This is a genomic window from Streptococcus mitis (assembly GCF_000722755.1).
In the GTDB taxonomy this organism is placed as follows: domain Bacteria; phylum Bacillota; class Bacilli; order Lactobacillales; family Streptococcaceae; genus Streptococcus; species Streptococcus mitis_CM.
The window spans coordinates 1-24,554 of the sequence record NZ_JPFY01000010.1; the positions used below are offsets into that span (position 1 = coordinate 1).

Annotated in this window: 17 protein-coding genes, 12 tRNA genes and 2 rRNA genes; 30 read left to right on the forward strand and 1 reads right to left on the reverse strand. The window is 40.5% G+C overall.

Annotation, left to right across the window (positions count from 1 at the left end):
- From SK578_RS01125 to pcp, 22 genes are all read left to right on the forward strand, one after another.
- Positions 1-115 (forward strand): 23S ribosomal RNA (locus SK578_RS01125); the annotation flags it as partial.
- Between the two features lie 76 nt (positions 116-191).
- Positions 192-307: ribosomal RNA gene (gene rrf / locus SK578_RS01130) — 5S ribosomal RNA — on the forward strand.
- Between the two features lie 4 nt (positions 308-311).
- Positions 312-384 (forward strand) — tRNA-Val (locus SK578_RS01135).
- A 5-nt stretch (positions 385-389) separates the two neighbouring features.
- Positions 390-460: transfer RNA gene (locus SK578_RS01140), tRNA-Gly, on the forward strand.
- A 33-nt stretch (positions 461-493) separates the two neighbouring features.
- A tRNA-Ile gene (locus SK578_RS01145) sits at positions 494-567 on the forward strand.
- Between the two features lie 8 nt (positions 568-575).
- Positions 576-647, forward strand: a tRNA-Glu gene (locus SK578_RS01150).
- Positions 648-651: 4 nt separating this feature from the next.
- Positions 652-741, forward strand: a tRNA-Ser gene (locus tag SK578_RS01155).
- 10 nt (positions 742-751) lie between these two features.
- Positions 752-825: transfer RNA gene (locus SK578_RS01160), tRNA-Met, on the forward strand.
- A 3-nt stretch (positions 826-828) separates the two neighbouring features.
- A tRNA-Phe gene (locus SK578_RS01165) sits at positions 829-901 on the forward strand.
- Positions 902-913: 12 nt separating this feature from the next.
- A tRNA-Tyr gene (locus SK578_RS01170) sits at positions 914-994 on the forward strand.
- 4 nt (positions 995-998) lie between these two features.
- Positions 999-1,069: transfer RNA gene (locus SK578_RS01175), tRNA-Trp, on the forward strand.
- Between the two features lie 14 nt (positions 1,070-1,083).
- Positions 1,084-1,156 (forward strand) — tRNA-His (locus tag SK578_RS01180).
- Positions 1,157-1,169: 13 nt separating this feature from the next.
- Positions 1,170-1,241, forward strand: a tRNA-Gln gene (locus tag SK578_RS01185).
- A gap of 9 nt (positions 1,242-1,250) precedes the next feature.
- A tRNA-Leu gene (locus SK578_RS01190) sits at positions 1,251-1,334 on the forward strand.
- Positions 1,335-1,441: 107 nt separating this feature from the next.
- A complete protein-coding gene (locus SK578_RS01195) occupies positions 1,442-2,719 on the forward strand; it encodes a gamma-glutamylcysteine synthetase (protein WP_042749942.1) in 1,278 nt (425 codons plus the stop codon).
- A 75-nt stretch (positions 2,720-2,794) separates the two neighbouring features.
- Entirely contained in the window at positions 2,795-4,279 is a 1,485-nt protein-coding gene (gene thrC / locus SK578_RS01200; protein WP_042749944.1) for a threonine synthase, read from the forward strand.
- Between the two features lie 60 nt (positions 4,280-4,339).
- Complete coding sequence (locus SK578_RS01205) at positions 4,340-5,620, forward strand: MATE family efflux transporter (RefSeq protein ID WP_042749946.1); 1,281 nt, start codon at positions 4,340-4,342, stop codon at positions 5,618-5,620.
- Between the two features lie 3 nt (positions 5,621-5,623).
- Positions 5,624-6,247, forward strand: a complete 624-nt coding sequence (locus tag SK578_RS01210) for an HAD family hydrolase (RefSeq protein ID WP_042749948.1) — start codon at positions 5,624-5,626, stop codon at positions 6,245-6,247.
- Positions 6,248-6,409: 162 nt separating this feature from the next.
- The gene (locus tag SK578_RS01215; protein ID WP_042749951.1) at positions 6,410-7,612 is read left to right on the forward strand and encodes a LysM peptidoglycan-binding domain-containing protein; all 1,203 of its coding nucleotides are present in this window, start codon (positions 6,410-6,412) and stop codon (positions 7,610-7,612) included.
- 319 nt (positions 7,613-7,931) lie between these two features.
- Positions 7,932-8,357, forward strand: a complete 426-nt coding sequence (locus SK578_RS01225; protein WP_042749953.1) for a MarR family winged helix-turn-helix transcriptional regulator — start codon at positions 7,932-7,934, stop codon at positions 8,355-8,357.
- 10 nt (positions 8,358-8,367) lie between these two features.
- The gene (locus SK578_RS01230) at positions 8,368-8,730 is read left to right on the forward strand and encodes a DUF1304 domain-containing protein (RefSeq protein ID WP_042749954.1); all 363 of its coding nucleotides are present in this window, start codon (positions 8,368-8,370) and stop codon (positions 8,728-8,730) included.
- A gap of 117 nt (positions 8,731-8,847) precedes the next feature.
- On the forward strand, positions 8,848-9,492 hold the full coding sequence (gene pcp, locus SK578_RS01235; RefSeq protein WP_042749956.1) for a pyroglutamyl-peptidase I: 645 nt from the start codon (positions 8,848-8,850) through the stop codon (positions 9,490-9,492).
- Positions 9,493-9,518: 26 nt separating this feature from the next.
- Here pcp and SK578_RS01240 read toward each other — a convergent pair whose 3' ends face one another.
- Positions 9,519-10,376 carry a DUF975 family protein gene (locus SK578_RS01240; protein ID WP_042749958.1) on the reverse strand — a complete coding sequence of 286 codons (858 nt, stop codon included), beginning with the start codon at positions 10,374-10,376 and terminating at the stop codon, positions 9,519-9,521.
- Positions 10,377-10,492: 116 nt separating this feature from the next.
- On the opposite strand from SK578_RS01240, the gene tgt reads away from it, so the two are divergent.
- The 8 genes from tgt to SK578_RS01280 all read left to right on the forward strand — a co-directional run bounded on the left by tgt (position 10,493) and on the right by SK578_RS01280 (position 24,437).
- The gene (tgt, locus tag SK578_RS01245; protein ID WP_001285237.1) at positions 10,493-11,635 is read left to right on the forward strand and encodes a tRNA guanosine(34) transglycosylase Tgt; all 1,143 of its coding nucleotides are present in this window, start codon (positions 10,493-10,495) and stop codon (positions 11,633-11,635) included.
- A gap of 100 nt (positions 11,636-11,735) precedes the next feature.
- Positions 11,736-13,553, forward strand: a complete 1,818-nt coding sequence (locus tag SK578_RS01250) for an acyltransferase family protein (RefSeq protein WP_042749960.1) — start codon at positions 11,736-11,738, stop codon at positions 13,551-13,553.
- 151 nt (positions 13,554-13,704) lie between these two features.
- Positions 13,705-14,856 carry an N-acetylglucosamine-6-phosphate deacetylase gene (gene nagA / locus SK578_RS01255; protein WP_042749962.1) on the forward strand — a complete coding sequence of 384 codons (1,152 nt, stop codon included), beginning with the start codon at positions 13,705-13,707 and terminating at the stop codon, positions 14,854-14,856.
- Between the two features lie 330 nt (positions 14,857-15,186).
- A complete protein-coding gene (locus tag SK578_RS01260) occupies positions 15,187-19,578 on the forward strand; it encodes a PolC-type DNA polymerase III (protein WP_042749963.1) in 4,392 nt (1,463 codons plus the stop codon).
- An 87-nt stretch (positions 19,579-19,665) separates the two neighbouring features.
- Positions 19,666-20,190 (forward strand): DnaA ATPase domain-containing protein, encoded by a 525-nt coding sequence (locus SK578_RS01265; protein ID WP_033681186.1) that lies wholly within the window; start codon positions 19,666-19,668, stop codon positions 20,188-20,190.
- A gap of 107 nt (positions 20,191-20,297) precedes the next feature.
- Positions 20,298-21,251 (forward strand): helix-turn-helix transcriptional regulator, encoded by a 954-nt coding sequence (locus SK578_RS01270; protein WP_042749966.1) that lies wholly within the window; start codon positions 20,298-20,300, stop codon positions 21,249-21,251.
- Between the two features lie 7 nt (positions 21,252-21,258).
- Positions 21,259-22,584 carry a DUF262 domain-containing protein gene (locus SK578_RS01275; protein WP_200872073.1) on the forward strand — a complete coding sequence of 442 codons (1,326 nt, stop codon included), beginning with the start codon at positions 21,259-21,261 and terminating at the stop codon, positions 22,582-22,584.
- Entirely contained in the window at positions 22,578-24,437 is a 1,860-nt protein-coding gene (locus SK578_RS01280) for a DUF262 domain-containing protein (RefSeq protein ID WP_042749970.1), read from the forward strand. The genes SK578_RS01275 and SK578_RS01280 overlap by 7 nt, the downstream gene beginning before the upstream one ends.
- The last annotated feature ends 117 nt before the right edge of the window (positions 24,438-24,554 follow it).

Below are 24,554 nucleotides of genomic sequence, written 5' to 3' on the forward strand. Positions count from 1 at the left end.
TCCCATGATTTTATATCAGTAAGAGCCCTGAGAGATGATCAGGTAGATAGGTTAGAAGTGGAAGTGTGGCGACACATGTAGCGGACTAATACTAATAGCTCGAGGACTTATCCAAAGTAACTGAGAATATGAAAGCGAGAGGTTTTCTTGGTTTGAATAGATATTCAATTTTGAGTAGGTATTACTCAGAGTTAAGTGACGATAGCCTAGGAGATACACCTGTACCCATGCCGAACACAGAAGTTAAGCCCTAGAACGCCGGAAGTAGTTGGGGGTTGCCCCCTGTGAGATATGGAAGTCGCTTAGCTCTAGGGAGTTTAGCTCAGCTGGGAGAGCATCTGCCTTACAAGCAGAGGGTCAGCGGTTCGATCCCGTTAACTCCCATTTAAGCGGGTGTAGTTTAGTGGTAAAACTACAGCCTTCCAAGCTGTTGTCGCGAGTTCGATTCTCGTCACCCGCTTTGAACTTTGTTCAATTACCAAGTTTTTAACTTGGGCGCGTAGCTCAGGTGGTTAGAGCGCACGCCTGATAAGCGTGAGGTCGGTGGTTCGAGTCCACTCGTGCCCATAAAGTTTGGTCCGTTGGTCAAGGGGTTAAGACACCGCCTTTTCACGGCGGTAACACGGGTTCGAATCCCGTACGGACTATTTTGGAGGATTACCCAAGTCCGGCTGAAGGGAACGGTCTTGAAAACCGTCAGGCGTGTAAAAGCGTGCGTGGGTTCGAATCCCACATCCTCCTTTTGTATTAACGCGGGATGGAGCAGCTCGGTAGCTCGTCGGGCTCATAACCCGAAGGTCGTAGGTTCAAATCCTGCTCCCGCAATAAGGCTCGGTAGCTCAGTTGGTAGAGCAATGGATTGAAGCTCCATGTGTCGGCGGTTCGATTCCGTCTCGCGCCATTTATATATTTTGGAAGGGTAGCGAAGAGGCTAAACGCGGCGGACTGTAAATCCGCTCCTTCGGGTTCGGGGGTTCGAATCCCTCCCCTTCCATTTTACGGGCATAGTTTAAAGGTAGAACTAAGGTCTCCAAAACCTTCAGTGTGGGTTCAATTCCTACTGCCCGTGTTAATAGAATTATGGCGGGTGTGGTGAAGTGGTTAACACACCAGATTGTGGCTCTGGCATGCGTGGGTTCGATCCCCATCACTCGCCTATTTTATATTATTGGGGTATAGCCAAGCGGTAAGGCAAGGGACTTTGACTCCCTCATGCGTTGGTTCGAATCCAGCTACCCCAGTTACTATTTGCCGGCGTGGCGGAATTGGCAGACGCGCTGGACTCAAAATCCAGTGTCCGCAAGGACGTGCCGGTTCGACCCCGGCCGCCGGTATAGTATAGAGTTAAGGAACGTTGTAAATCTTCGTTCCTTTTTTATATAATTTTTGGTATAATAGTAGTTATTCAAATTTTATCTAGATTATGAAAGTGTAGGGAAGTATGTCTCGTTCTATCGATTTATTAAAACATCGGTATTTGAAAAATATTAAAGAAAATCCTGAATTGTTTGTCGGGATTGAGCTGGAATATCCTGTTACAAATTTAGAAGGGGATGCTACAGATATTGAAGTTATCAAGCACTTATTCCGATATTTAGTTTCTGCTATGAATTTTACTGTCGAAAAGGTTGATGATTTTGGAAATCCTATTCAGTTAGTTGATCCAGTAAGTCAGGATGCTATTTTATTTGAAGTTTCCTATACCACGATAGAGTTTGCATGTGGTAAGGCTGAAACGATTCAAGAGGTCGAAAATCGTTTTAACAATTATATGGAAGTGATTCAGAAAAAGTTAGCTGAATCCAATCATGCTATTGTTGGCTGTGGTATTCACCCGAACTGGGATAAAAATGATAATTGTCCAGTGGCTTACCCACGCTATCAGATGTTGATGGACTATTTGAATTTGAGTAGAAATGTGACTAAATCAGACTTACATCAATTCCCTGAATACGGAGCGTTTATTTGTGGGAGTCAGGTTCAGTTGGATGTTTCAAAGTCTAACTACTTACGAGTGATTAATGCTTTTACCCAAATTGAAGCAGTTAAGGCTTATTTATTTGCAAACTCTGAGTTTACAGGTGCGGATTGGGATACGAAAATTTCAAGGGATATTTTCTGGGAAGAATCGATGCATGGTATCTATCCAGAAAACGTTGGGGTCAATGCAAGACTATTTAAAGATGAGGATAATTTTTTTGATTATCTAGATCATTCTGCAATTTTTACTGCGGAACGTGATGAACAAACCTTTTATTTTTATCCGATTCAGGCTAGGGACTATTTGGCTACACCTGAAATCCAAGCATTTTCTCTTAATGGGGATGAGATTCTTATTTCCCCTCAAGAGAAGGATTTTGAAACCCATCGTAGTTATCAGTACCAAGACTTAACGACTCGCGGAACAGTTGAGTTTCGTAGTGTGTGTACTCAACCTCTAGATAGAACCTTCGCTTCAGCAGCTTTTCACTTGGGACTGTTAGTTAATTTAGATAAGTTAGAAGCTTACTTAGAAACAGCACCTTTCTTTAAAGAATTTGGGCGAAATTATAAGTTTTTAAGACGGCAATTTTCTAAGAAAAAGCTTACAGATGAGGAAGAAGCTGGGATTATTGAATTTTCCAAAGACTTACTCCTGCTAGCTGAGGAAGGACTGGAGATGAGAAATAAGCAAGAAACGATCTATTTACAGCCTTTGAAAGAAGAATTGAGCCTATAATTTCTCTTATAAAGGGAGAATTTTCTGAAAAATCATGATATAATGGAAGAGACTATAGATAAAGGATAAAGAGTAATGACATTAGTTTATCAATCAACGCGTGATGCCAATAATACAGTAACTGCCAGCCAAGCTATTTTGCAAGGTTTGGCGACGGACGGTGGTTTGTTTACACCGGTTACTTATCCAAAGGTAGATTTGGACTTTGACAAATTGAAAGATGCTTCTTATCAGGAAGTTGCTAAGATTGTTTTGTCAGCATTTTTAGATGACTTTACAGCTGAAGAGTTGGACTACTGTATCAACAATGCCTACGATAGCAAATTTGATACTCCATCTATTGCGCCTTTGGTGAAATTAGACGGTCAATATAACTTGGAACTTTTCCATGGTTCAACAATTGCTTTTAAGGATATGGCCTTGTCTATTTTGCCATACTTTATGACAACAGCTGCTAAGAAGCATGGTTTGGAGAACAAGATTGTCATCTTAACAGCGACATCTGGTGATACTGGGAAAGCCGCTATGGCAGGGTTTGCGGATGTTCCTGGTACTGAGATTATCGTCTTTTATCCAAAGGATGGTGTCAGCAAGGTACAAGAGTTGCAAATGACCACTCAGACTGGTGATAATACTCATGTTATCGCCATTGATGGTAACTTTGACGATGCGCAAACAAATGTGAAGCATATGTTTAACGATGTGGCTCTTCGTGAAAGATTAGCGGCCAACAAGTTACAATTTTCATCAGCAAACTCTATGAATATCGGTCGTTTGGTGCCACAGATTGTTTATTATGTTTATGCCTATGCTCAGTTGGTTAAGTCTGGTGAGATTGTGGCTGGTGATAAGGTCAACTTCACAGTACCAACAGGAAACTTTGGAAATATCTTGGCTGCCTTTTATGCTAAACAAATCGGACTTCCAGTTGGTAAATTAATCTGTGCTTCAAATGACAACAATGTTTTGACAGACTTCTTCAAGACACGTGTTTACGATAAGAAGCGTGAGTTTAAGGTAACAACTAGCCCATCTATGGATATCTTAGTATCTTCAAACTTGGAGCGTTTGATTTTCCATCTTTTGGGGAATGATGCAGTTAAGACAGCTGAACTTATGAATGCCTTGAATACACAAGGACAATATGAATTGACAGACTTCGACGAGTCTATTCTGGACCTCTTTGTGGCTGAATATGCGACTGAGGAAGAAACAGCAGCAGAAATCAAACGTGTTTATCAAACAGATGCCTACATTGAGGATCCACATACGGCAGTTGCCTCAGCAGTGTATAGAAAATACCAAGCGTCTACTGGCGATGTTACCAAGACAGTGATTGCTTCAACAGCTAGTCCATACAAGTTCCCAGTGGTTGCAGTAGAGGCTGTGACAGGGAAATCTGGTTTGACAGACTTTGAAGCCTTGGCTCAATTACATGACATTTCAGGAGTGGCAGTGCCACCAGCGGTTGATGGCCTTGAAACAGCTCCAGTTCGTCATAAAACAACAGTGGCAGCTGCTGACATGCAAGCAGCGGTTGAGGCTTATTTAGGACTTTAAGACAGAGGGCGTAAACTCGGTTGGGAAACCAACTGAGTTTCTTTTCATCAGGAGGAAGGATTGTTTAAGAAAAATAAAGACATTCTTAATATTGCATTGCCAGCTATGGGTGAAAACTTTTTGCAGATGCTCATGGGAATGGTGGACAGTTATTTGGTTGCTCATTTAGGATTGATAGCCATTTCGGGTGTATCAGTAGCTGGCAATATTATCACGATTTATCAGGCGATTTTCATCGCTCTGGGAGCTGCTATTTCCAGTGTTATTTCAAAAAGTTTGGGGCAGAAGGATCAATCTATGCTAGCCTATCATGTGACTGAAGCCTTGAAGATTACCTTACTATTAAGTTTCCTTTTAGGATTTTTGTCCATCTTCGCTGGGAAAGAGATGTTAGGACTTTTGGGGACGGAGAGAGATGTAGCTGAGAGTGGTGGACTCTACCTATCTTTGGTAGGCGGATCGATTGTTCTCTTAGGTTTAATGACTAGTCTGGGAGCCTTGATTCGCGCAACGCATAATCCACGTCTGCCTCTCTATGTTAGTTTTTTATCCAATGCCTTGAATATTCTTTTTTCAAGTCTAGCTATTTTTGTCCTGGATATGGGGATAGCTGGTGTTGCTTGGGGAACTATTCTGTCTCGTTTGGTTGGTCTTGTAATTTTATGGTCGCAATTAAAGTTGCCTTTTGATAAACCGACCTTTGGTTTAGATAAGGAACTATTGACCTTAGCTTTGCCAGCAGCTGGAGAGCGGCTCATGATGCGGGCTGGCGATGTCGTGATCATTGCCTTGGTCGTGTCTTTTGGAACGGAGGCAGTTGCTGGAAATGCAATCGGAGAAGTTTTGACCCAGTTTAACTACATGCCTGCTTTTGGTGTTGCGACGGCGACGGTCATGCTGGTAGCTCGAGCAGTTGGGGAGGATAATTGGAATAGAGTAGATAAGTTGAGCAAGCAAACCTTTTGGCTTTCTCTGGTCTTCATGTTACCCTTGACCTTCAGTATTTATGCTTTGGGTATACCACTAACTCATCTCTTTACGACTGATTCTCTAGCGGTGGAGGCTAGTGTTCTAGTGACACTTTTTTCACTACTAGGGACCCCCATGGCGGCTGGAACAGTCATCTATACGGCTGTTTGGCAGGGCTTGGGGAATGCTCGTCTTCCCTTTTATGCGACAAGTATAGGGATGTGGTGTATCCGAATTGGGACAGCTTATCTGATGGGGATTGTGCTTGGTTGGGGCTTGCCCGGTATTTGGGCTGGAACCCTTTTGGATAATGGTTTTCGCTGGTTATTTCTACGTTACCTTTACCAGCGTTATATGAGCTTGAAAGGATAGGAAATGCAAAAAACAGCTTTTATTTGGGATTTAGACGGGACTTTATTGGACTCTTATGAAGCGATTTTATCAGGGATTGAGGAGACTTTTGGTCAGTTTGCTATTCCTTATGATAAAGGGAAGGCGAGGGAGTTTATTCTCAAGTATTCTGTTCAGGATTTGCTTGTGCAGGTGGCGGAAGAGAGAAAACTGGATGTGGAAGTGTTAAATCAGGTGCGTGCCCAGAGTCTGGCTGAAAAAAATGCCCAGGTAGTCTTAATGCCAGGTGCGCGTGAGGTGTTGAATTGGGCAGACCAAGCAGGAATTCAGCAGTTTGTTTACACTCATAAGGGAGATAATGCTTTTGCTATTCTCAGAGACTTGGGGTTGGAATCCTATTTCACAGAGATTTTAACCAGTCAGAGTGGCTTTGCGCGTAAACCTAGTTCAGAAGCGGCTACCTATCTGTTAGACAAGTATCAGTTGAATTCTGAGAAGACCTATTATATAGGGGACCGGACTCTGGATGTGGAATTTGCCCAGAATAGTGGGATTCAAAGCCTCAACTTTTTAGAGTCGACTTATGAAGGTAATCACAGGATTCAAGCGTTAGCAGATATTTCCCGTATTTTTGAGGCTGAGCAATAAAAAGATTGTGTCAGTTTTGTGACAGAGACCTAACAAACTATTTCAAGTAATCGAGTTTGTTACAAGGAATAGACAGTTCTGTTAAATAGGCCCGAGAGGGCTTTTTTTCTACATTTTTTGTGTTATCATAGACAGGTACTCATTTGAAAGGAATTTGAAAGAATGAAGAAAAGAATATTATTAGCCTCAACAGTAGCCTTGTCATTTGCCCCAGTATTGGCAACTCAAGCAGAAGAAGTTCTTTGGACCGCACGTAGTGTTGAACAAATCCAAAATGATTTGACTAAAACGGATAACAAAACAAGTTATACCGTTCAGTATGGTGATACCTTGAGCACCATTGCAGAAGCCTTGGGTGTAGATGTCACAGTTCTTGCGAATTTGAATAAAATCACTAATATGGACTTGATTTTCCCAGAAACTGTTTTGACAACGACTGTCAATGAAGCAGAAGAAGTAACGGAAGTTGAAATCCAAACACCTCAAGCGGCTTCTAGTGAAGAAGTGACAACTGCGACAGCAGATTTGACAACCAATCAAGTGACCGTTGATGATCAAACTGTTCAAGTTGCAGATCTTTCTCAACCAATTGCAGAAGCTCCAAAAGCGGTAGAAGCTTCAAGCACAAAAGAAGTGACATCAAATTCAGAAGTTGCAGAGACAGTGACTGCTGCAGAAGAAGTGGCATCATCTACAAACACTTCTACGTCAGCTGAGCAAACATTCGAAACAACCAGTCCAGTTGAAGAAGCAGCTCCTCAGGCAACGATTCCAGCTGAGAAAGAGGAAACTCAAGCAAGCCCACACGCTGCTTCAACAGTGGAACCAACTACAACTCCAGTAGAAGAAAAAGCAACAGAAACAACTGCAACAAGTTCTGAAGAAGCAAAAGAAGCATCATCAAGTGAAGCTACAACAGCAGTTTCTACTTATCAACCAGAAGAGACGAAAACAACTTCAGCAACTTACGCAGCTCCAGCTGCGCCCGATTATGCTGGACTGGCAGCAGCGAAATCTGAAAATGCTGGCCTTCAACCACAAACAGCTGCCTTTAAAGAAGAAATCGCCAACTTGTTTGGCATCACATCCTTTAGTGGTTACCGTCCAGGAGATAGTGGAGATCACGGAAAAGGTTTGGCTATCGACTTTATGGTACCAGAAAGCTCAGAATTAGGGGATAAGATTGCGGAATACGCTATTCAAAACATGGCCAGCCGTGGTATTAGTTACATTATTTGGAAACAACGTTTCTATGCTCCATTCGATAGCAAATATGGGCCAGCTAATACTTGGAACCCAATGCCAGACCGCGGTAGTGTGACAGAAAATCACTATGACCACGTTCACGTTTCAATGAATGGATAAACCAGACTTGGTAATATCATTTTTACGAATGAGATTTAGCTTTCGTGATAGAAAGCGAGTCTCGTTCGTTTTTTCTTTGTCATACTCTTCGAAAATCTCTTTAAACCACGTCAGTTTTATCTGCAACCTCAAAGCTGTGCTTTGAGCAACCTACGGACAGCTTCCTAGTGTGCTCTTTAATTTTCATTGAGTATCAATATGAATGGGAAATGGAAGTTACCATTTTGTAATGATTGAAGCAACATTCTTGCAATCTATTTTAATTTATATTATACTTGATTAGTCAATTATTGATGAATCAATCGAAAAGAGAAAAGAAATGATAGAGATTCAAGATCTGCTTTATCAACTCCGCTTGTCTGAGCAAGCGAGTACGCAATTGTTTGAAAAAAGACTTGGGATTAGTTTGACACGGTATCAGATTTTACTGTTTTTATTGGAGAATTCTCCCTGTAATCAAATGGCGGTTCAGGAGCGTTTGAAGATTGATCAGGCTGCTTTGACACGACATTTCAAGATTTTGGAAAAGGAAGGTTTGGTGGAGCGTCATCGTAATCCTGAAAATCAGCGGGAAGTGTTGGTAGAGGCTACGAAGTATGCCAAGGAGCAGTTAGTGGTGAATCCACCTCTGAATCATGTCAGGGTTAAGGAAGCGATGGAAAGTATCTTAACAGAGTCTGAGAGAACAGAACTCAGCCGTTTATTAAATAAATTGGTTTTGGGGATTGAAAATATAGAAATTTAAGGAGAAATAGATGTCAATTATTACAATCATTTTAGCAACGATTGTTGCTTTGGAACATTTTTACATTTTTTATTTGGAAAGTATTGCAACGCAATCAGATGCGACTAGTCGTGTCTTTAATATGGACAAGGAAGAACTGGCTCGTCCGTCTGTAAGTTCATTGTTTAAAAATCAAGGGATTTATAATGCTCTGCTAGGAGTCTTTCTCTTGTATGGGATTTTTTTCTCACAGAATTTAGAAATTGTCACTATTTTTGTTTTATTTGTAATCGGGGCTACGGCTTACGGCTCTCTAACAACAGATAAGAAAATTATTTTAAAGCAAGGCGGACCAGCTATTTTGACCTTGATCAGTATTTTACTCTTTAAATAAGTTCAAAGGTCTATCCTAGTCTCGCTAGTCCTTTTCACTCCAGAATAAGGGAAATATGTTATACTTGTTTTATTGTCGGAAAAAGAGTTTCATGGAATTGGTTGTAAGGAGTTAGAAATGAAAGTATTAGTGACAGGTTTTGAGCCCTTTGGAGGGGAAAAGGTCAATCCAGCCTTGGAGGCCATTAAAGGTTTACCAGCTGAAATCCATGGTGCTGAGGTCCGTTGGCTAGAAGTGCCGACAGTCTTTCACAAATCGTCCCATGTATTGGAAGAAGAGATGAGCCGTTATCAACCTGACTTTGTCCTTTGTATCGGCCAAGCAGGTGGAAGAACTAGTTTGACACCTGAGCGAGTAGCCATTAATCAAGACGATGCACGCATTCCTGATAACGAAGGTAATCAGCCGATTGATCTTCCCATTCGCCCAGACGGTGCTCCGGCCTACTTTAGTAGTCTGCCGATTAAAGCGATGGTTCAAGCTATAAAAAAAGAGGGATTGCCGGCCTCTGTTTCCAATACTGCAGGGACTTTTGTCTGCAATCATTTGATGTATCAGGCCCTCTATTTGGCAGAAAAGAAATTTCCCCATGTTAAGGCAGGTTTTATGCACATTCCTTATATGATGGAACAGGTGGTGAATCGACCGACCACTCCAGCTATGAGTTTAGTGGACATTAGGCGAGGGATAGAAGCGGCAATCGGCGCCATCATCGAACATGGAGATCAAGACCTCAAGTTGGTAGGTGGAGAAACTCATTGATAGAAAAAAGCTTGAGGGAACCACCTTCAAGCTTTTGGACGTTTTCGAGCCAATACTGCTCGGTAAAAAATCACTTTATTGATTTGAATGTAGGGTAGGAGTGAGAAACTAGCAATCCCAAAAGTAATCCAATTGAGGAAGTACCAAGGAAGGAGTTGTAAGTCTAGGACGAAACGCTGGAACTTGTAGCCTTTCATCAGGAAACGGCTGGTTTTAAGGATTTGTCCTGGTTTGGCTTGTCCCAAGTCTAGGGTGTCACAGAGGAGAAATTCTACCTGCGAATAGGCATAGTATTGTGGAATATAGAGACTATTTCCGACAATCATCAAGAGGATACTTGCTAGAAAATAGAGACCAAAGGTCATGAGGAAACGTTCAGTTTCAACTGACGAGAGATCCAGATTGGGAAACTCAGGATGAAGGACAACGAATTTCTTTGCTAGAAAGCTACTGTAAAAGAGGAAGTAAATCCCAAGCAAACTAGGAATACTCCATAAGAAGAGATAGAAGCGTTTGAGAAGGAGAGTTAAAAAGGTTTGTGAAAAGTACTCTTCGTTAAAGAGAGTGAGACTATTTTTGATGGATAGTTCTGTATCGGGATTCTTGATGAGTTTAAGTGTTGTGTAGACTGAACTGGTTAGAAGAATAGTTCCGATAAAGGAGACTAATAGTGGAAAAAGGTAGGCTTGGAATACATGACTAAGTACGCTTAAAAAGGGTTGTTCTAAAACACTCTCGTTGATGCGCTCTAAGGGATTGAGGAAGCCAGACAAAATGACCAGCATGCTAGGTAAGAGATAGACGAGAAAGAGGCGGGGATTTTCAGCCTGAAATTGTCTGGCCTGCAGACGAACGGTTTTTAAATCAATTTTTGAGTTTTTCATTCTCTCATTATACCATAGTTCGTGACAGTTCCTACTTTTTTTGATAAAATCATACAGTATGCCCTTGGGTACAAAGTATGAACTGGGACTGTCTTTCCCAGCTTCGGAGGTAAAAAATGTCAGATTCACCAATCAAATATCGTTTGATTAAGAAAGAAAAACACACAGGAGCTCGTCTGGGAGAAATCATCACTCCCCACGGTACCTTCCCAACACCTATGTTTATGCCAGTTGGGACACAAGCCACTGTCAAAACTCAGTCGCCTGAAGAATTGAAGGAGATGGGTTCGGGAATTATCCTGTCAAACACCTATCATCTCTGGCTTCGTCCTGGAGATGAACTCATCGCTCGCGCAGGTGGTCTCCACAAGTTCATGAATTGGGACCAGCCTATCTTGACAGATAGTGGTGGTTTCCAGGTTTATTCCTTAGCAGATAGCCGCAATATCACAGAAGAAGGTGTAACTTTTAAAAACCATCTCAATGGTTCTAAGATGTTCCTATCGCCAGAAAAAGCTATCTCTATTCAGAATAATCTGGGCTCAGACATCATGATGTCCTTTGACGAATGTCCTCAGTTTTATCAACCATACGACTACGTTAAGAAATCAATCGAGCGTACCAGTCGTTGGGCTGAGCGTGGTTTGAAGGCTCACCGTCGTCCACATGACCAAGGGTTATTTGGAATTGTGCAAGGGGCTGGATTTGAAGACCTGCGTCGCCAATCGGCTCATGACCTTGTCAGTATGGATTTCCCAGGCTACTCTATCGGTGGTTTGGCAGTGGGAGAAACCCACGAAGAGATGAATGCGGTCTTGGACTTTACAACTCAACTGCTGCCTGAAAATAAACCCCGCTATTTGATGGGTGTGGGAGCGCCAGATAGCTTGATTGATGGGGTGATTCGTGGTGTAGATATGTTTGACTGTGTCTTGCCGACTCGTATCGCTCGTAATGGGACTTGTATGACCAGTCAAGGTCGTTTGGTTGTCAAAAATGCTCAGTTTGCTGAGGACTTTACGCCACTGGATCCTGAGTGTGATTGCTACACATGTAAGAACTATACACGCGCTTATCTTCGTCACCTGCTCAAGGCTGATGAAACCTTCGGTATCCGCTTGACTAGCTACCACAATCTTTACTTCTTGCTTAACCTGATGAAGCAAGTGCGACAAGCCATCATGGATGACAATCTCTTGGAATTCCGTGAGTATTTTGTTGAAAAATATGGCTATAATAAGTCAGGCCGTAATTTTTAAACTGGAATTGATATAAGCTAAAAATCCTAAGTTTTCTCTTGGGATTTTTCTTCTTTTTTTGATAGAATAAAGTGTATAATGAAAGGGAGAATAAACTCGTATGCGCATTAAATGGTTTTCCTTGATTAGGATTACAGGTTTACTTTTGGTACTCTTGTATCATTTCTTTCAGACTATCTTTCCTGGAGGATTTTTCGGGGTAGATGTCTTTTTCACGTTTTCAGGCTTCCTGATTACGGCTCTACTCATCGAAGAATTTTCTAAAAAGCATGAGATTGATTTGATAGGATTTTTTAGGAGACGCTTTTATCGGATTGTGCCACCTGTGGTTTTGATGGTCTTGGTAACCATGCCCTTTACTTTTCTAGTTCGGCAAGATTATGTGGCTGGAATTGGGGGTCAGATTGCGGGTGTCTTAGGCTTCATGACCAACTTCTATGAACTCCTAACAGGTGGGAGCTATGAATCTCAGTTCATTCCACATTTGTTTGTTCATAATTGGAGCTTGGCTGTTGAGGTTCACTACTATATACTCTGGGGATTGGCAGTTTGGTTCTTATCTAAACAGTCCAGATCAAATGGTCAGTTGAGAGGAATGGTCTTTCTCTTATCTGCTGCTGCCTTCTTGATCAGCTTCTTCTCCATGTTTATCGGTAGTTTTCTAGTAACCTCTTATTCTTCTGTTTACTTCTCTAGTTTAACTCATGTCTATCCATTCTTTTTGGGAAGTATCTTAGCAACGATTGTAGGCGTTCGTCAGACGACTTCCCTAGTTAAGCAGTTGGATAAAATATGGGATTTACGAAAGACCCTTTTAGTTTTTGGAGGAGGTTTTGGCTTCCTACTCATTTTGACTTTCTTTGTCAAATTTACCTATCTCTTTGCCTATCTTATGGGCTTCTTGCTTGCCAGCCTTGCAACCATTGCTATGATTCTGGCGGCGCGTGTCTTACATGAAAAGACTCCTAACGTGCAGGAGCCAAAGATGATCAGCTTTTTAGCGGATACTAGCTATGCGGTTTATCTTTTCCATTGGCCTTTCTACATTATTTTCTCACAGTTGACATCAAATCTTCTTGCTGTGTTATTAACTTTGATTTTTTCTTATGGATTTGCCAGCCTATCATTTTATGTACTGGAACCTTGGATTGCAGGAAAGGACACATCTATTCTACAAACTCTTCGTCCCCTGCCTCATATTCATATAATCCTTGCAGCAAGTACTGGAATTTTGGCCTTCATTGTCTTTTTAGTGACTTTGATGGCGCCACAAGTGGGAGCTTTTGAGACAGACTTAACTGTCAATGGCTTGAAGCAAGCTGCAACAAATATTAGCCAGACCAAGGTGATGACAGAACGAGCAGAAGCTGATAGTTTAGGAATTGCTGATGGCACTATGCTAATTGGTGACTCGGTGGCCTTAAGGGCAAATACAGCCCTGCAGACAGCCCTTCCTGGAGCACAGATTAACGCACAGGTCAGCAGAACAACTAAGACTGCCAATGAAATCATGCTCAACAATAGCCAGAATAAATTTCTACCAAAGATGGTGGTTATTGCAACTGGGGTAAATAATCCTGAAAATTATAAGGAAGACTGGGATAGTATCGTAAAAAATCTTCCTAAGGGGCACCATATGGTTTTGGTGACTCCTTATGAAGGAGATAAGACAAAAGAGACCTATGCAATCGTTGAGAAAGAGGCTGCCTATATGAGAGAATTGGCAGAGAAGACACCTTACATCACGATAGCAGATTGGAATCAAGTTGCTAAGGAACATCCAGAAATTTGGACTGGAACAGACCAAGTCCATTTTGGAAGTGACAACAGTAAAATTGAAGCAGGAGCAAAATTGTATGCAGATACCATTGCTACAGCCTTGCAAACAGCTCAAGACAAGCCAGTCAAATCAAAATAACTTGTATTTAAAAGAGAAGAGTTGGAGAAATCCAGCTCTTTTAAAATATCTCTAGAAAATAGGTCTATACCATTTACAAATAAAAAAGAAAGGTTTATAATGTAATTGACATAATAAATTGTGGAATCAATCTTTTAAGGAGGTTAACATTATGCCTAACTATATTAAAGCGGATCAGTTTTTCTACCCACACGGAGTGCGTCGTGGTGGTTACTTGGAACTTGTGGACGGCAAGTTTGGAAAACATGTCGAGCAGATTCCTGAGGGAGCTGAGATTATTGACTATACAGGTTATAGCATTGCTCCAGGACTTGTAGATACCCACATTCATGGATTTGGCGGTGTGGATGTTATGGATAATAATATCGAAGGAACCCTTCATACCATGAGTGAAGGACTCCTCAGCATGGGGGTAACGAGCTTCTTGCCAACCACTTTGACATCATCTTATGAGCAATTGCTTGCGGTAACAGAAAATATTGGTGCTCGTTACCAGGAAGCAAGTGGAGCCAAGATTCGTGGGATTTATTTTGAAGGGCCTTATTTCACAGAGAAATACAAGGGCGCTCAAAACCCTGCCTACATGAAAGATCCTCGTATGGATGAGTTTCGTGCTTGGCAAAAAGCAGCAAATGGCCTGCTAAACAAAATTGCCCTTGCGCCAGAACGTGAAGGTGTAGAAGACTTTGTTCGTACGGTTACAGGCGAAGGCGTGACGGTTGCTCTTGGTCACTCAGATGCAACATTTGACGAAGCTAAAAAGGCAGTAGATGCTGGAGCGAGCGTCTGGGTACATGCCTACAATGGCATGCGTGGCTTGACTCACCGTGAACTCGGTATGGTTGGAGCTATGTATCAATTGCCACATACCTATGCAGAGTTAATCTGTGATGGTCACCACGTAGATCCAAAAGCCTGCGAAATTCTTATCAAACAAAAAGGAACTGAAAATATTGCCCTTATCACAGACTGTATGACAGCTGGTGGATTGGAAGACGGTGACTACATGTTGGGAGAATTCCCAGTTGTCGTTGCAAATGGAACTGCTCGCCTCAAATCGACAGGTAACTTGGCAGGTTCTATTCTCAAACTCAAAGATGGTTTGAAAAATGTTGTCGATTGGAATATTGCCTCTCCACACGAAGCAGTTATGATGGCCAGCTTCAACCCAGCAAAATCTGTTCACATTGATGATGTCTGTGGTCAAATCCGTGAAGGCTACGACGCAGACTTTATCGTACTAGATAAAGATTTGGAATTGGTAGCAACCTACCTAGATGGCGTGAAACGTTATCAAGCATAAGAGAGAAAGCAGGAGTTAAAGACTGATTTCTTTTCAGGTTTTATAAAGAATAAATTGCACCCCAAAAGTTAGATTTTTTCCGCCTAACTTTCGGGGTGTTTTCGTTATGTGTAAAACAGAACTAAATTCTCTAGATAAACTATTCATCTAACTTTTTTGGGGAGGGAGTACTGTTTGGAAGATTTTTTAATTTCCTAGGTAAATATCCTTAAATGAGGAGTAAGGATATACATAAGAAAATTCTTTGTTGTCTTGAAGTGGCTTCCTTTTGTCTTTAGAAAACACCTCTAAGTATGGTAAAATAGTAGGAGAATAATGTGAGGAAAATGAATGTCAAATAGTTTTGAAATTTTGATGAATCAATTGGGGATATCTACTGAAATGAGACAGGCTCCTGCTTTAGCACAGGCCGATATTGAGCGAGTTGTGGTTCATAAAATTAGTAAGGTATGGGAGTTTCATTTCGTATTTTCTAATATTTTACCGATTGAAATCTTTTTAGAATTAAAGAAAGGTTTGAGCGAAGAATTTTCTAAGACAGGCAATAAAGCTGTTTTCGAAATCAAGACTCTGTCTCAAGAATTTTCAAATCAACTCTTGCAGTCCTACTATAGAGAGGCTTTTTCTGAGGGGCCATGTGCTAGTCAAGGTTTTAAGTCCCTTTATCAGAATTTGCGAGTTCGTGCGGAGGGCAATCAGCTATTTATTGAAGGATCTGAGTCGATTGATAAAGAACACTTTAAGAAAAATCATCTTCCTAATTTAGCTAAACAACTTGAAAAATTTGGCTTTCCAACTTTTAATTGTCAGATCGAGAAGAATGATGTTCTGACCCAGGAGCAGGAAGAGGCCTTTCATGCTGAAAATGAGCAGATTGTTCAAGCTGCTAATGAGGAAGCGCTCCGTGCTATGGAACAACTAGAACAGATGGCACCTCCTCCAGCAGAAGAGAAACCAGCCTTTGATTTTCAAGCTAAAAAAGCTGCAGCTAAACCCAAGCTGGATAAGGCGGAGATTACTCCTATGATCGAAGTGACGACGGAGGAAAATCGTCTGGTCTTTGAAGGGGTTGTTTTTGATGTGGAGCAAAAAGTGACCAGAACAGGGCGTGTTTTGATCAACTTTAAAATGACAGACTACACTTCCAGTTTTTCGATGCAAAAGTGGGTCAAGAATGAGGAAGAGGCCCAGAAGTTTGATCTAATTAAGAAAAATTCTTGGCTCCGAGTGCGTGGGAATGTGGAGATGAATAACTTCACGCGCGATTTGACTATGAATGTGCAGGATGTGCAGGAAGTTGTTCACTATGAGCGGAAGGATTTGATGCCAGAAGGTGAGCGTCGGGTTGAGTTTCACGCTCATACTAACATGTCGACTATGGATGCTCTACCAGAGGTTGAAGAAATCGTTGCGACAGCTGCTAAGTGGGGACACAAAGCAGTTGCTATCACTGACCACGGGAATGTTCAATCCTTCCCACACGGCTATAAAGCGGCTAAGAAAGCAGGAATCCAGCTAATTTATGGGATGGAAGCCAATATCGTGGAGGACCGTGTCCCTATCGTCTATAACGAAGTGGAGATGGACTTATCAGAAGCTACTTACGTGGTCTTTGACGTGGAAACGACGGGTCTATCAGCCATCTATAATGACTTGATTCAGGTTGCGGCCTCTAAGATGTACAAGGGGAATGTTATTGCCGAATTTGATGAATTTATCAATCCTGGGCATCCCTTGTCAGCTTTTACTACTGAGTTGACTGGAATTACAGATGACCATGTCAAAAATGCCAAGCCACTAGAACAAGTTTTGCAAGAATTCCAAGAATTTTGCAAGGATACAGTCTTAGTTGCCCACAATGCGACCTTTGACGTTGGCTTTATGAATGCCAATTATGAGCGTCACGGTCTGCCTAAAATTAGCCAGCCAGTTATCGATACGCTCGAATTCGCAAGAAATCTCTATCCTGAGTATAAACGTCATGGTTTGGGACCTTTGACCAAGCGTTTTGGTGTGGCTTTGGAACATCACCACATGGCTAACTACGATGCGGAAGCTACAGGTCGCCTGCTTTTTATCTTTATCAGAGAGGTGGCAGAAAAACATGGTGTGACCGATCTAGCTAGGCTCAACATTGATTTGATTAGTCCAGATTCTTATAAAAAAGCTCGGATCAAGCATGCGACTATTTATGTCAAGAATCAGGTAGGTCTAAAAAATATCTTTAAGCTAGTTTCTTTGTCCAATACTAAGTACTTTGAAGGAGTGCCGCGGATTCCGAGAACAGTTCTAGATGCCCATCGGGAAGGTTTGATTTTAGGTTCAGCTTGTTCTGAAGGTGAAGTTTTTGATGCAGTCGTTTCCCAAGGTGTGGATGCGGCGGTTGAGGTGGCCAAGTATTATGACTTTATCGAAGTCATGCCACCAGCTATCTATGCGCCATTGATTGCTAAGGAGCAGGTCAAGGATATGGAGGAACTCCAGACCATTATCAAGAGTTTGATAGAGGTTGGAGACCGTCTTGGTAAGCCTGTTCTGGCTACGGGAAATGTCCACTATATCGAACCGGAAGAAGAAATTTATCGTGAAATTATCGTCCGTAGTTTGGGCCAAGGGGCTATGATTAACAGAACTATCGGTCATGGAGAACATGCCCAACCAGCTCCTTTGCCAAAGGCTCATTTTCGAACAACCAATGAGATGTTGGATGAATTTGCCTTCTTGGGAGAGGAACTGGCACGCAAACTAGTTATTGAAAATCCCAATGCCTTGGCAGATATATTTGAACCTGTTGAGGTTGTTAAGGGGGACTTGTATACGCCTTTCATCGAAAAGGCTGAAGAAACAGTTGCCGAGTTGACCTATAAGAAGGCATTTGAGATTTATGGAAATCCGCTGCCAGATATCGTTGATTTGCGGATTGAAAAAGAATTAACTTCTATTCTGGGGAATGGATTTGCTGTGATTTATCTGGCATCGCAGATGCTGGTGCAACGTTCCAATGAACGGGGCTATTTGGTGGGTTCTCGTGGGTCTGTAGGATCTAGTTTTGTTGCGACTATGATTGGGATTACGGAGGTCAATCCTCTCTCTCCTCACTATGTCTGTGGTCAGTGTCAGTACAGTGAGTTTATCACAGATGGTTCTTATGGTTCAGGTTTTGATATGCCCAATAAGGACTGTCCAAACTGTGGTCACAAACTCAGCAAAAACGGACAGGATATTCCTTTCGAGACCTTCCTTGGTTTTGATGGGGACAAGGTTCCCGATATTGACTTGAACTTCTCGGGAGAAGATCAACCTAGCGCCCATTTGGATGTGCGTGATATCTTTGGTGAGGAATATGCCTTCCGTGCAGGAACGGTTGGTACGGTGGCTGCCAAGACCGCTTATGGATTTGTCAAGGGTTACGAGCGGGATTATGGCAAGTTTTATCGTGATGCAGAGGTGGAACGCCTTGCTCAAGGTGCAGCTGGTGTCAAGCGGACAACAGGACAACATCCGGGAGGAATTGTTGTTATTCCTAACTATATGGATGTTTACGACTTTACGCCTGTCCAGTATCCAGCAGATGACGTGACGGCTGAATGGCAGACCACTCACTTTAACTTCCATGATATCGACGAGAACGTCCTCAAACTTGATGTACTGGGACATGATGATCCGACCATGATTCGGAAACTTCAGGACTTGTCTGGTATTGACCCTAATGAAATTCCTATGGATGACGAAGGTGTAATGGCCCTCTTTTCTGGGACTGATGTGCTAGGTGTGACTCCTGAACAAATCGGAACTCCGACAGGCATGCTGGGGATTCCAGAGTTTGGAACCAACTTTGTCCGAGGCATGGTAGATGAAACGCATCCGACGACTTTTGCAGAATTGCTTCAGTTGTCAGGGTTGTCTCACGGTACCGACGTTTGGCTGGGCAATGCCCAAGATTTGATTAAGCAAGGGATTGCTGACCTATCAACCGTTATTGGTTGTCGGGACGACATCATGGTTTACCTCATGCATGCTGGTCTTGAACCTAAGATGGCCTTTACCATCATGGAACGGGTACGTAAGGGCTTGTGGCTCAAGATTTCTGAAGAAGAGAGAAATGGCTATATCGAAGCTATGAAGGCCAATAAGGTGCCAGAGTGGTATATCGAGTCCTGTGGGAAAATTAAGTACATGTTCCCTAAAGCCCATGCGGCAGCCTACGTTATGATGGCCTTGCGTGTAGCTTACTTCAAGGTTCACCATCCCATTTATTACTACTGTGCTTACTTCTCAATCCGTGCTAAGGCTTTTGATATCAAGACCATGGGAGCGGGCTTGGATGCTATCAAACGTAGAATGGAAGAAATCTCTGAAAAACGGAAGAACAATGAGGCCTCTAATGTGGAGATTGACCTCTATACAACTCTTGAGATTGTCAATGAAATGTGGGAACGTGGTTTCAAGTTTGGGAAGTTAGACCTCTACCGTAGTGATGCGACTGAATTCATCATTGACGGAGATACACTGATTCCACCATTTGTCGCTATGGATGGTCTGGGAGAGAACGTTGCTAAGCAGTTGGTGCGAGCGCGTGAAGAGGGAGAATTCCTCTCTAAAACAGAACTACGCAAGCGTGGTGGGCTCTCATCAACCTTGGTTGAAAAGATGGATGAAATGGGGATTCTGGGCAATATGCCAGAGGATAACCAGTTGAGTTTGTTTGATGAGTTGTTTTAAAAAATTGCTTATTTTGATCAAGTGGACAAAATATGTCCACTTGATTTGTTATAATTCTCTTAAAAATAATAGAAAAGAGAGTATAATATGGTGAATCAAGAAATTTTAAATTCTAATGTGTCAATTGAAGAGGAAATTTATAATTTTGAAAAAGGCTTGAAAGATGATGGGAATGATTGGACCGGATTCCCACAAATAGACTTAAAAGAAGATTCTCAATGTATTTACATTTGCGGTATTTCAGAGACTGATAGATGGCATTTGTTTTATTATACGTTAACTAAAATAAAACCTGTTACTCCAATAGCATCACTTGCATATTATCGAGTGAGAGATAATTTGATTTTTTCTAAACATAGTCAATGGATGAAACTGCAAATGGGGTATACAGAGTATGATTTGATTTTTCTGGATGGAGTTCAATTTTTGGGAGAGGCTGATCAAAGGGTACAGGAATACTGGATGCAGCGATTCAAAGAGAGTAAGAAAAGAAACAAACTCTTCATTGTATATTCAGACTGCTTACCCGAAGACTTAAAAAATATGCCTGAATCCGTAGTTGAGTTCTTCGAATCTGGCATAGTGGTACAGTTGAAATCATCTAAGGGCTAGTTTATTTTGCTTTAATCGTTTTGAATATAAAGTGCTAGTTAGACTATAGAAGTGATAATAATGTACTAGAAATAGTATTGTTTGAATAATATGTAGAAGGACTGGAAATGAATGATCAAGAGAGACTGCTAACGATTTTTTTACGTTTACAGTTTGGGACTCCGTTAGGAAAAAAGCAACTGGCTCAGGAATTTGAGGTTAGTGAAAAGACGATACAGAGAGATTTTTCGCTACTCCGTGATATTTTATCTAGTCACACCAGTTATAGTGGAGATTTACTTTATAACCGTAAAACGAATAAGTATTGTTTAGCAAGTAAGTCAGTTTTTAATAAAAAGGATATTCTCGTTATTTCAAAGATTTTATTGGAAAATCGAGCACTGAATAGACCAGAAATTGCTAGCTTACTACATAATTTACTGGTCTTAGTTCCCCGTGATGATCGGAAAGAAATCGAGCAGATCATTGGCAGCGAAAAGCTGAACTATGCTCCCTTAACGGATCAACAAAATAGAATAGAGAAAATTTGGAATTTATCAGAAGCTATTTTGCATGAACAGGTTCTAGATATTATTTATCAAAAACCTTATTCTGAATCTTCTAAGAGGCAGACTGTTTTGCCAGTCTCTCTTTATTATGATAGTCATTATTTCTATCTAGTTGTCTACCAGTTGAAACATGCTACTTATATTACTTTAAGAGTAGACCGTATCGAGTCATGGTCTCTTAGTGATATAGAGAAACCCTCTATTTCTTATCGAGATAAATTTAGAGATGGCGACATTCGTAACGAGAGAGTAGATGCTTTTATCGGGAAGAAAATCAGTATTGAAATCGAGTATTTGTACGATCCGACGATTGTGATGGATCAATTTCCAAATGCAAAAACAGTTGGGAAAAATGGCGACTGGACTCATTTTAAGTTTGAGAGTCAGCATACACCGGGGCTTAAACGCTGGTTGTTGGGGCAAGGGGAAGCAGTTACTGTTTTGTCTCCTCGGATTTTAGTGGAGGATATGAAGCAAACAGTTCAAGAAATGCTAGATAAATATAATAGATGAGGATAAAATGACTATTCAATTTACTTCTAAAAAGGTTGGAGAACTATTGAAAGAAGAGAATTTGCGGATTCCTTCTTATCAAAGACCATATAAATGGAACAGAAAACATATCCGTAATCTTTTTTATGATTTACGAGATGCTATGGGAAAAAAGGAATATCAGATTGGTTCCGTTATCTTGCATGAAATCTTGCATGAAAAGGAAAAATACTTAGATATTGTCGATGGACAGCAACGGCTAATTTCAATTTCCTTGTTTCTTCATTTATTAGATGATTTAGAGAATTATAAGGGTGCTAAGCAACTGCTAAGTGCTGCTGTATTTGGGGAGCTATCTTGCTATCATGCGAGTGAAAATTATAATGAGTGGGAAAATTTGACTCAATTGGTTGGCGAAAATCAGGCAAAAGATATTTGCAATTTTTTATTGGAAAATTGTTCTGTCTCCGTGATTACTATGCCACAGGAACGATTATCAGAGGCCTTTCAGCTATTTGATTCTCAGAATAATCGTGGGAAATCTTTAGAACCTCATGATTTGCTTAAAGCCTATCATCTTCGCAAGCAAGATTCAGAAGATGAAAAAATTGTTGAAAAATGGGAGCAATTTGTAGAAGATAAAGATTTGAGTCTCAAAGAGTTGTTTGATAAACATCTTTTCCGTATGAGACGTTGGTCTCGAGGAGAGACAGGATTAACAAACAAACGTTATGGATCTTATCTCCGTTTTACAGAGGACTTTATTGACGATTTTAAAGGCGTTGATTTGAATCAGAACTTTCCATATCTAGAATTGTATCGTCATATTGAAAATCTCCCCATGTCCATTACTATGCCAATCATTGATGGAAGTAAATTTTTTGAGTATATTGAATCTGCTCATGAAACTATTAAAGAGCATAAAGATTTTTTAAATGAAAAGTTACGAGTCTCCAATGAGTCAGAGGGAGAAGAAAAAAATCTAGCTTACCCAGAAGGTATGTTAAACATTTACAATAGCTCCAAAGGACGCTATCTCAAGTGTCACAATATATTCCTAAATATTTGCTCGCTTTTTGCAGATAGATTTGGAAAAGATGAGCTATCAAAGGAGATAGTAGAGACCTTGTTTATTTGGTCTTACTACCCTAGAGTTAAGTCTAAAGCAATATATGATGCAACGGTAGGGAAATACGCTGCTGGTGGAAGTTTTAGACAAAAAGAGGCTCAAAAGCTATTTCAACTTTTATCTCATGCTGTCACTCCGAATGATTTCATGATTAAGATAGATAGAGAGCTATTTGAAAATTATACTGTGGACAAGATTATAGAAGAGGAAAAAGGTAAATGGTAGAAACACATATAAGCTTATCAGTGAATCGTTTGTTAAATGAAGATACCTATGCTATTCCTCTTTATCAGAGAAATTTTGCATGGACTTATGATGAAATTGAGCAGTTATTGAATGACGTAGCAGATGCTTTTCAAGAAAATAGAGACAATTACTATAATAGAGACAATTACTACTATATTGGAACATTAGTCGTTAATAAAGAGAATGACATTTTCAAAATCATAGATGGGCAACAACGGACAACAGCCCTTAATTTGATTGCCTTAGCTTTGAAGCATGAGTTTGGTTTTGATAGATTGAAAGCTGTTAATCTTAACTTCCCAGCTAGGAAGAAATCAAATAAGAATATTAAAGATCTATTTGCCAAGCAAGAAATTTCAGAGGACGATGAAAATGAGCTGACTAGAGGTTATAGACATGCTTATGACGCATTGAAAAAAATGCTAGAGGAGCGGCGATTTGAATCTGAATCTTTCTTTAATTATCTATTTGATAATGTCATTATTTTTCGTAGTATCCTTCCCAATGATTTAGATTTGAATTTATATTTCGAACGTTTCAACTCTCGAGGAGAGCAACTGGAGGCTCATGAAATTCTTAAAGCACAAATGATGGCTAAGTTTGGTACAGACCAAGAAATGGCGCAAAAATTTGCGAGAATCTGGGATGCCTGTGCAGAGTTTGATAAGCCGGTAATGAAAGCTTTTCAAATCCGAAGTAGACCAAACAATACTGATGAAGAGGGGGAGAAAATTTTTGGTAAAGAATCTACTAACTTCAAATTGGAAAGTGTATTTGAGAAAATAAGAGTAAAAAAAATTGAGCAACGAAGTTTACTAGATGCAATTACTCAGACAAAATATGAAAGTAGTAGCTTAGTAAATAATGGAGCAGATATTTCAAATTATACGACTGTAATTGATTTTCCAACATTTTTACTTCAAGTTTTTTTCATCATGGAAGGAAATGATGAAACTACATTTGATGATAAAAAATTATTGAAAATTTTTGAAATTGAACGACGAGATAGAGAATGGGTTCAACAATTTGGGAATCTACTTCTGACTATGAAGCATATATTTGATACGTTTATTGTAAAAAGTGTCCAACTCGAAAATGAAACCGAATGGCAAATCAAACGAGGTCAGTATGAGACATATCAAGGATATGTTCGAATTAATTTTCAAAAAAATACTTTTGACAATTTAAACAAAAACATTATCCTCCTCCAATCCATGTTTGCTGTGACCTTTACTGCCAATCGTGATAGTCGTTGGTTATATGAAATCTTGCAATTCTTGTTTAACCATATTGAAGAGTTAAATCAAACAGAATTTGCTAGTCAGTTTAAGGATTTTCTTGAAAAAATGGCAGTGAGATATGCTGAGGAAAGATTGTTTACCGAAGATAAAACTATCAAAAAATATGGGGCAATTCCCGTTTATGCTTTTAACTTTGTAGATTATGTTTTATGGCAAAATCGTGAAGAATTGAAGAAAGATTACGATATTAAGTTATTTGAGAATTTTAAATTTGCTTATCGTCGCTCCATAGAACATTGGTATCCTCAGAATCCAAATGGACATGATGGAGAGAGCCAATTACCTGCTGAATTTTTACATTCCTTTGGGAATCTTTGTATCATTACCGATAGTCAGAACTCCAGGTTTGGCAACTCCTATCCAGAGGCTAAATTAGAGCAATGGGAAAGAGAAGGGATATTCCATCGTCAGAGTTTAAAATTACAGATGATGGCAAAGATAACTTCTGAAAACAATAGATGGGATATTTGTGAGATTCAATCTATGGAAAAAGAAGTCGAAAGATATGTACACAATTTTTGTAATAGCTAATTAAAACAAGCTTCAGTAAGCTTGTTTTTTAAAATACCAATATATGTGATATACTAGTAAGGGAAGAATTTTGAGTAAGACAAATATGCTCAAAGATTTGAAATAAAAATAGAAAAG

What these genes read in the sequence shown, in the direction of transcription:
- SK578_RS01195 (WP_042749942.1), top strand. Translation starts at nt 1,442, where the DNA reads ATGTCTCGTTCTATCGATTTATTAAAACATCGGTATTTGAAAAATATT.
- thrC (WP_042749944.1), top strand. Translation starts at nt 2,795, where the DNA reads ATGACATTAGTTTATCAATCAACGCGTGATGCCAATAATACAGTAACT.
- SK578_RS01210 (WP_042749948.1), top strand. Translation starts at nt 5,624, where the DNA reads ATGCAAAAAACAGCTTTTATTTGGGATTTAGACGGGACTTTATTGGAC.
- SK578_RS01215 (WP_042749951.1), top strand. Translation starts at nt 6,410, where the DNA reads ATGAAGAAAAGAATATTATTAGCCTCAACAGTAGCCTTGTCATTTGCC.
- SK578_RS01225 (WP_042749953.1), top strand. Translation starts at nt 7,932, where the DNA reads ATGATAGAGATTCAAGATCTGCTTTATCAACTCCGCTTGTCTGAGCAA.
- SK578_RS01230 (WP_042749954.1), top strand. Translation starts at nt 8,368, where the DNA reads ATGTCAATTATTACAATCATTTTAGCAACGATTGTTGCTTTGGAACAT.
- pcp (WP_042749956.1), top strand. Translation starts at nt 8,848, where the DNA reads ATGAAAGTATTAGTGACAGGTTTTGAGCCCTTTGGAGGGGAAAAGGTC.
- SK578_RS01240 (WP_042749958.1), bottom strand. Translation starts at nt 10,376, where the DNA reads ATGAAAAACTCAAAAATTGATTTAAAAACCGTTCGTCTGCAGGCCAGA.
- tgt (WP_001285237.1), top strand. Translation starts at nt 10,493, where the DNA reads ATGTCAGATTCACCAATCAAATATCGTTTGATTAAGAAAGAAAAACAC.
- SK578_RS01250 (WP_042749960.1), top strand. Translation starts at nt 11,736, where the DNA reads ATGCGCATTAAATGGTTTTCCTTGATTAGGATTACAGGTTTACTTTTG.
- nagA (WP_042749962.1), top strand. Translation starts at nt 13,705, where the DNA reads ATGCCTAACTATATTAAAGCGGATCAGTTTTTCTACCCACACGGAGTG.
- SK578_RS01260 (WP_042749963.1), top strand. Translation starts at nt 15,187, where the DNA reads ATGTCAAATAGTTTTGAAATTTTGATGAATCAATTGGGGATATCTACT.
- SK578_RS01265 (WP_033681186.1), top strand. Translation starts at nt 19,666, where the DNA reads ATGGTGAATCAAGAAATTTTAAATTCTAATGTGTCAATTGAAGAGGAA.
- SK578_RS01270 (WP_042749966.1), top strand. Translation starts at nt 20,298, where the DNA reads ATGAATGATCAAGAGAGACTGCTAACGATTTTTTTACGTTTACAGTTT.
- SK578_RS01275 (WP_200872073.1), top strand. Translation starts at nt 21,259, where the DNA reads ATGACTATTCAATTTACTTCTAAAAAGGTTGGAGAACTATTGAAAGAA.
- SK578_RS01280 (WP_042749970.1), top strand. Translation starts at nt 22,578, where the DNA reads ATGGTAGAAACACATATAAGCTTATCAGTGAATCGTTTGTTAAATGAA.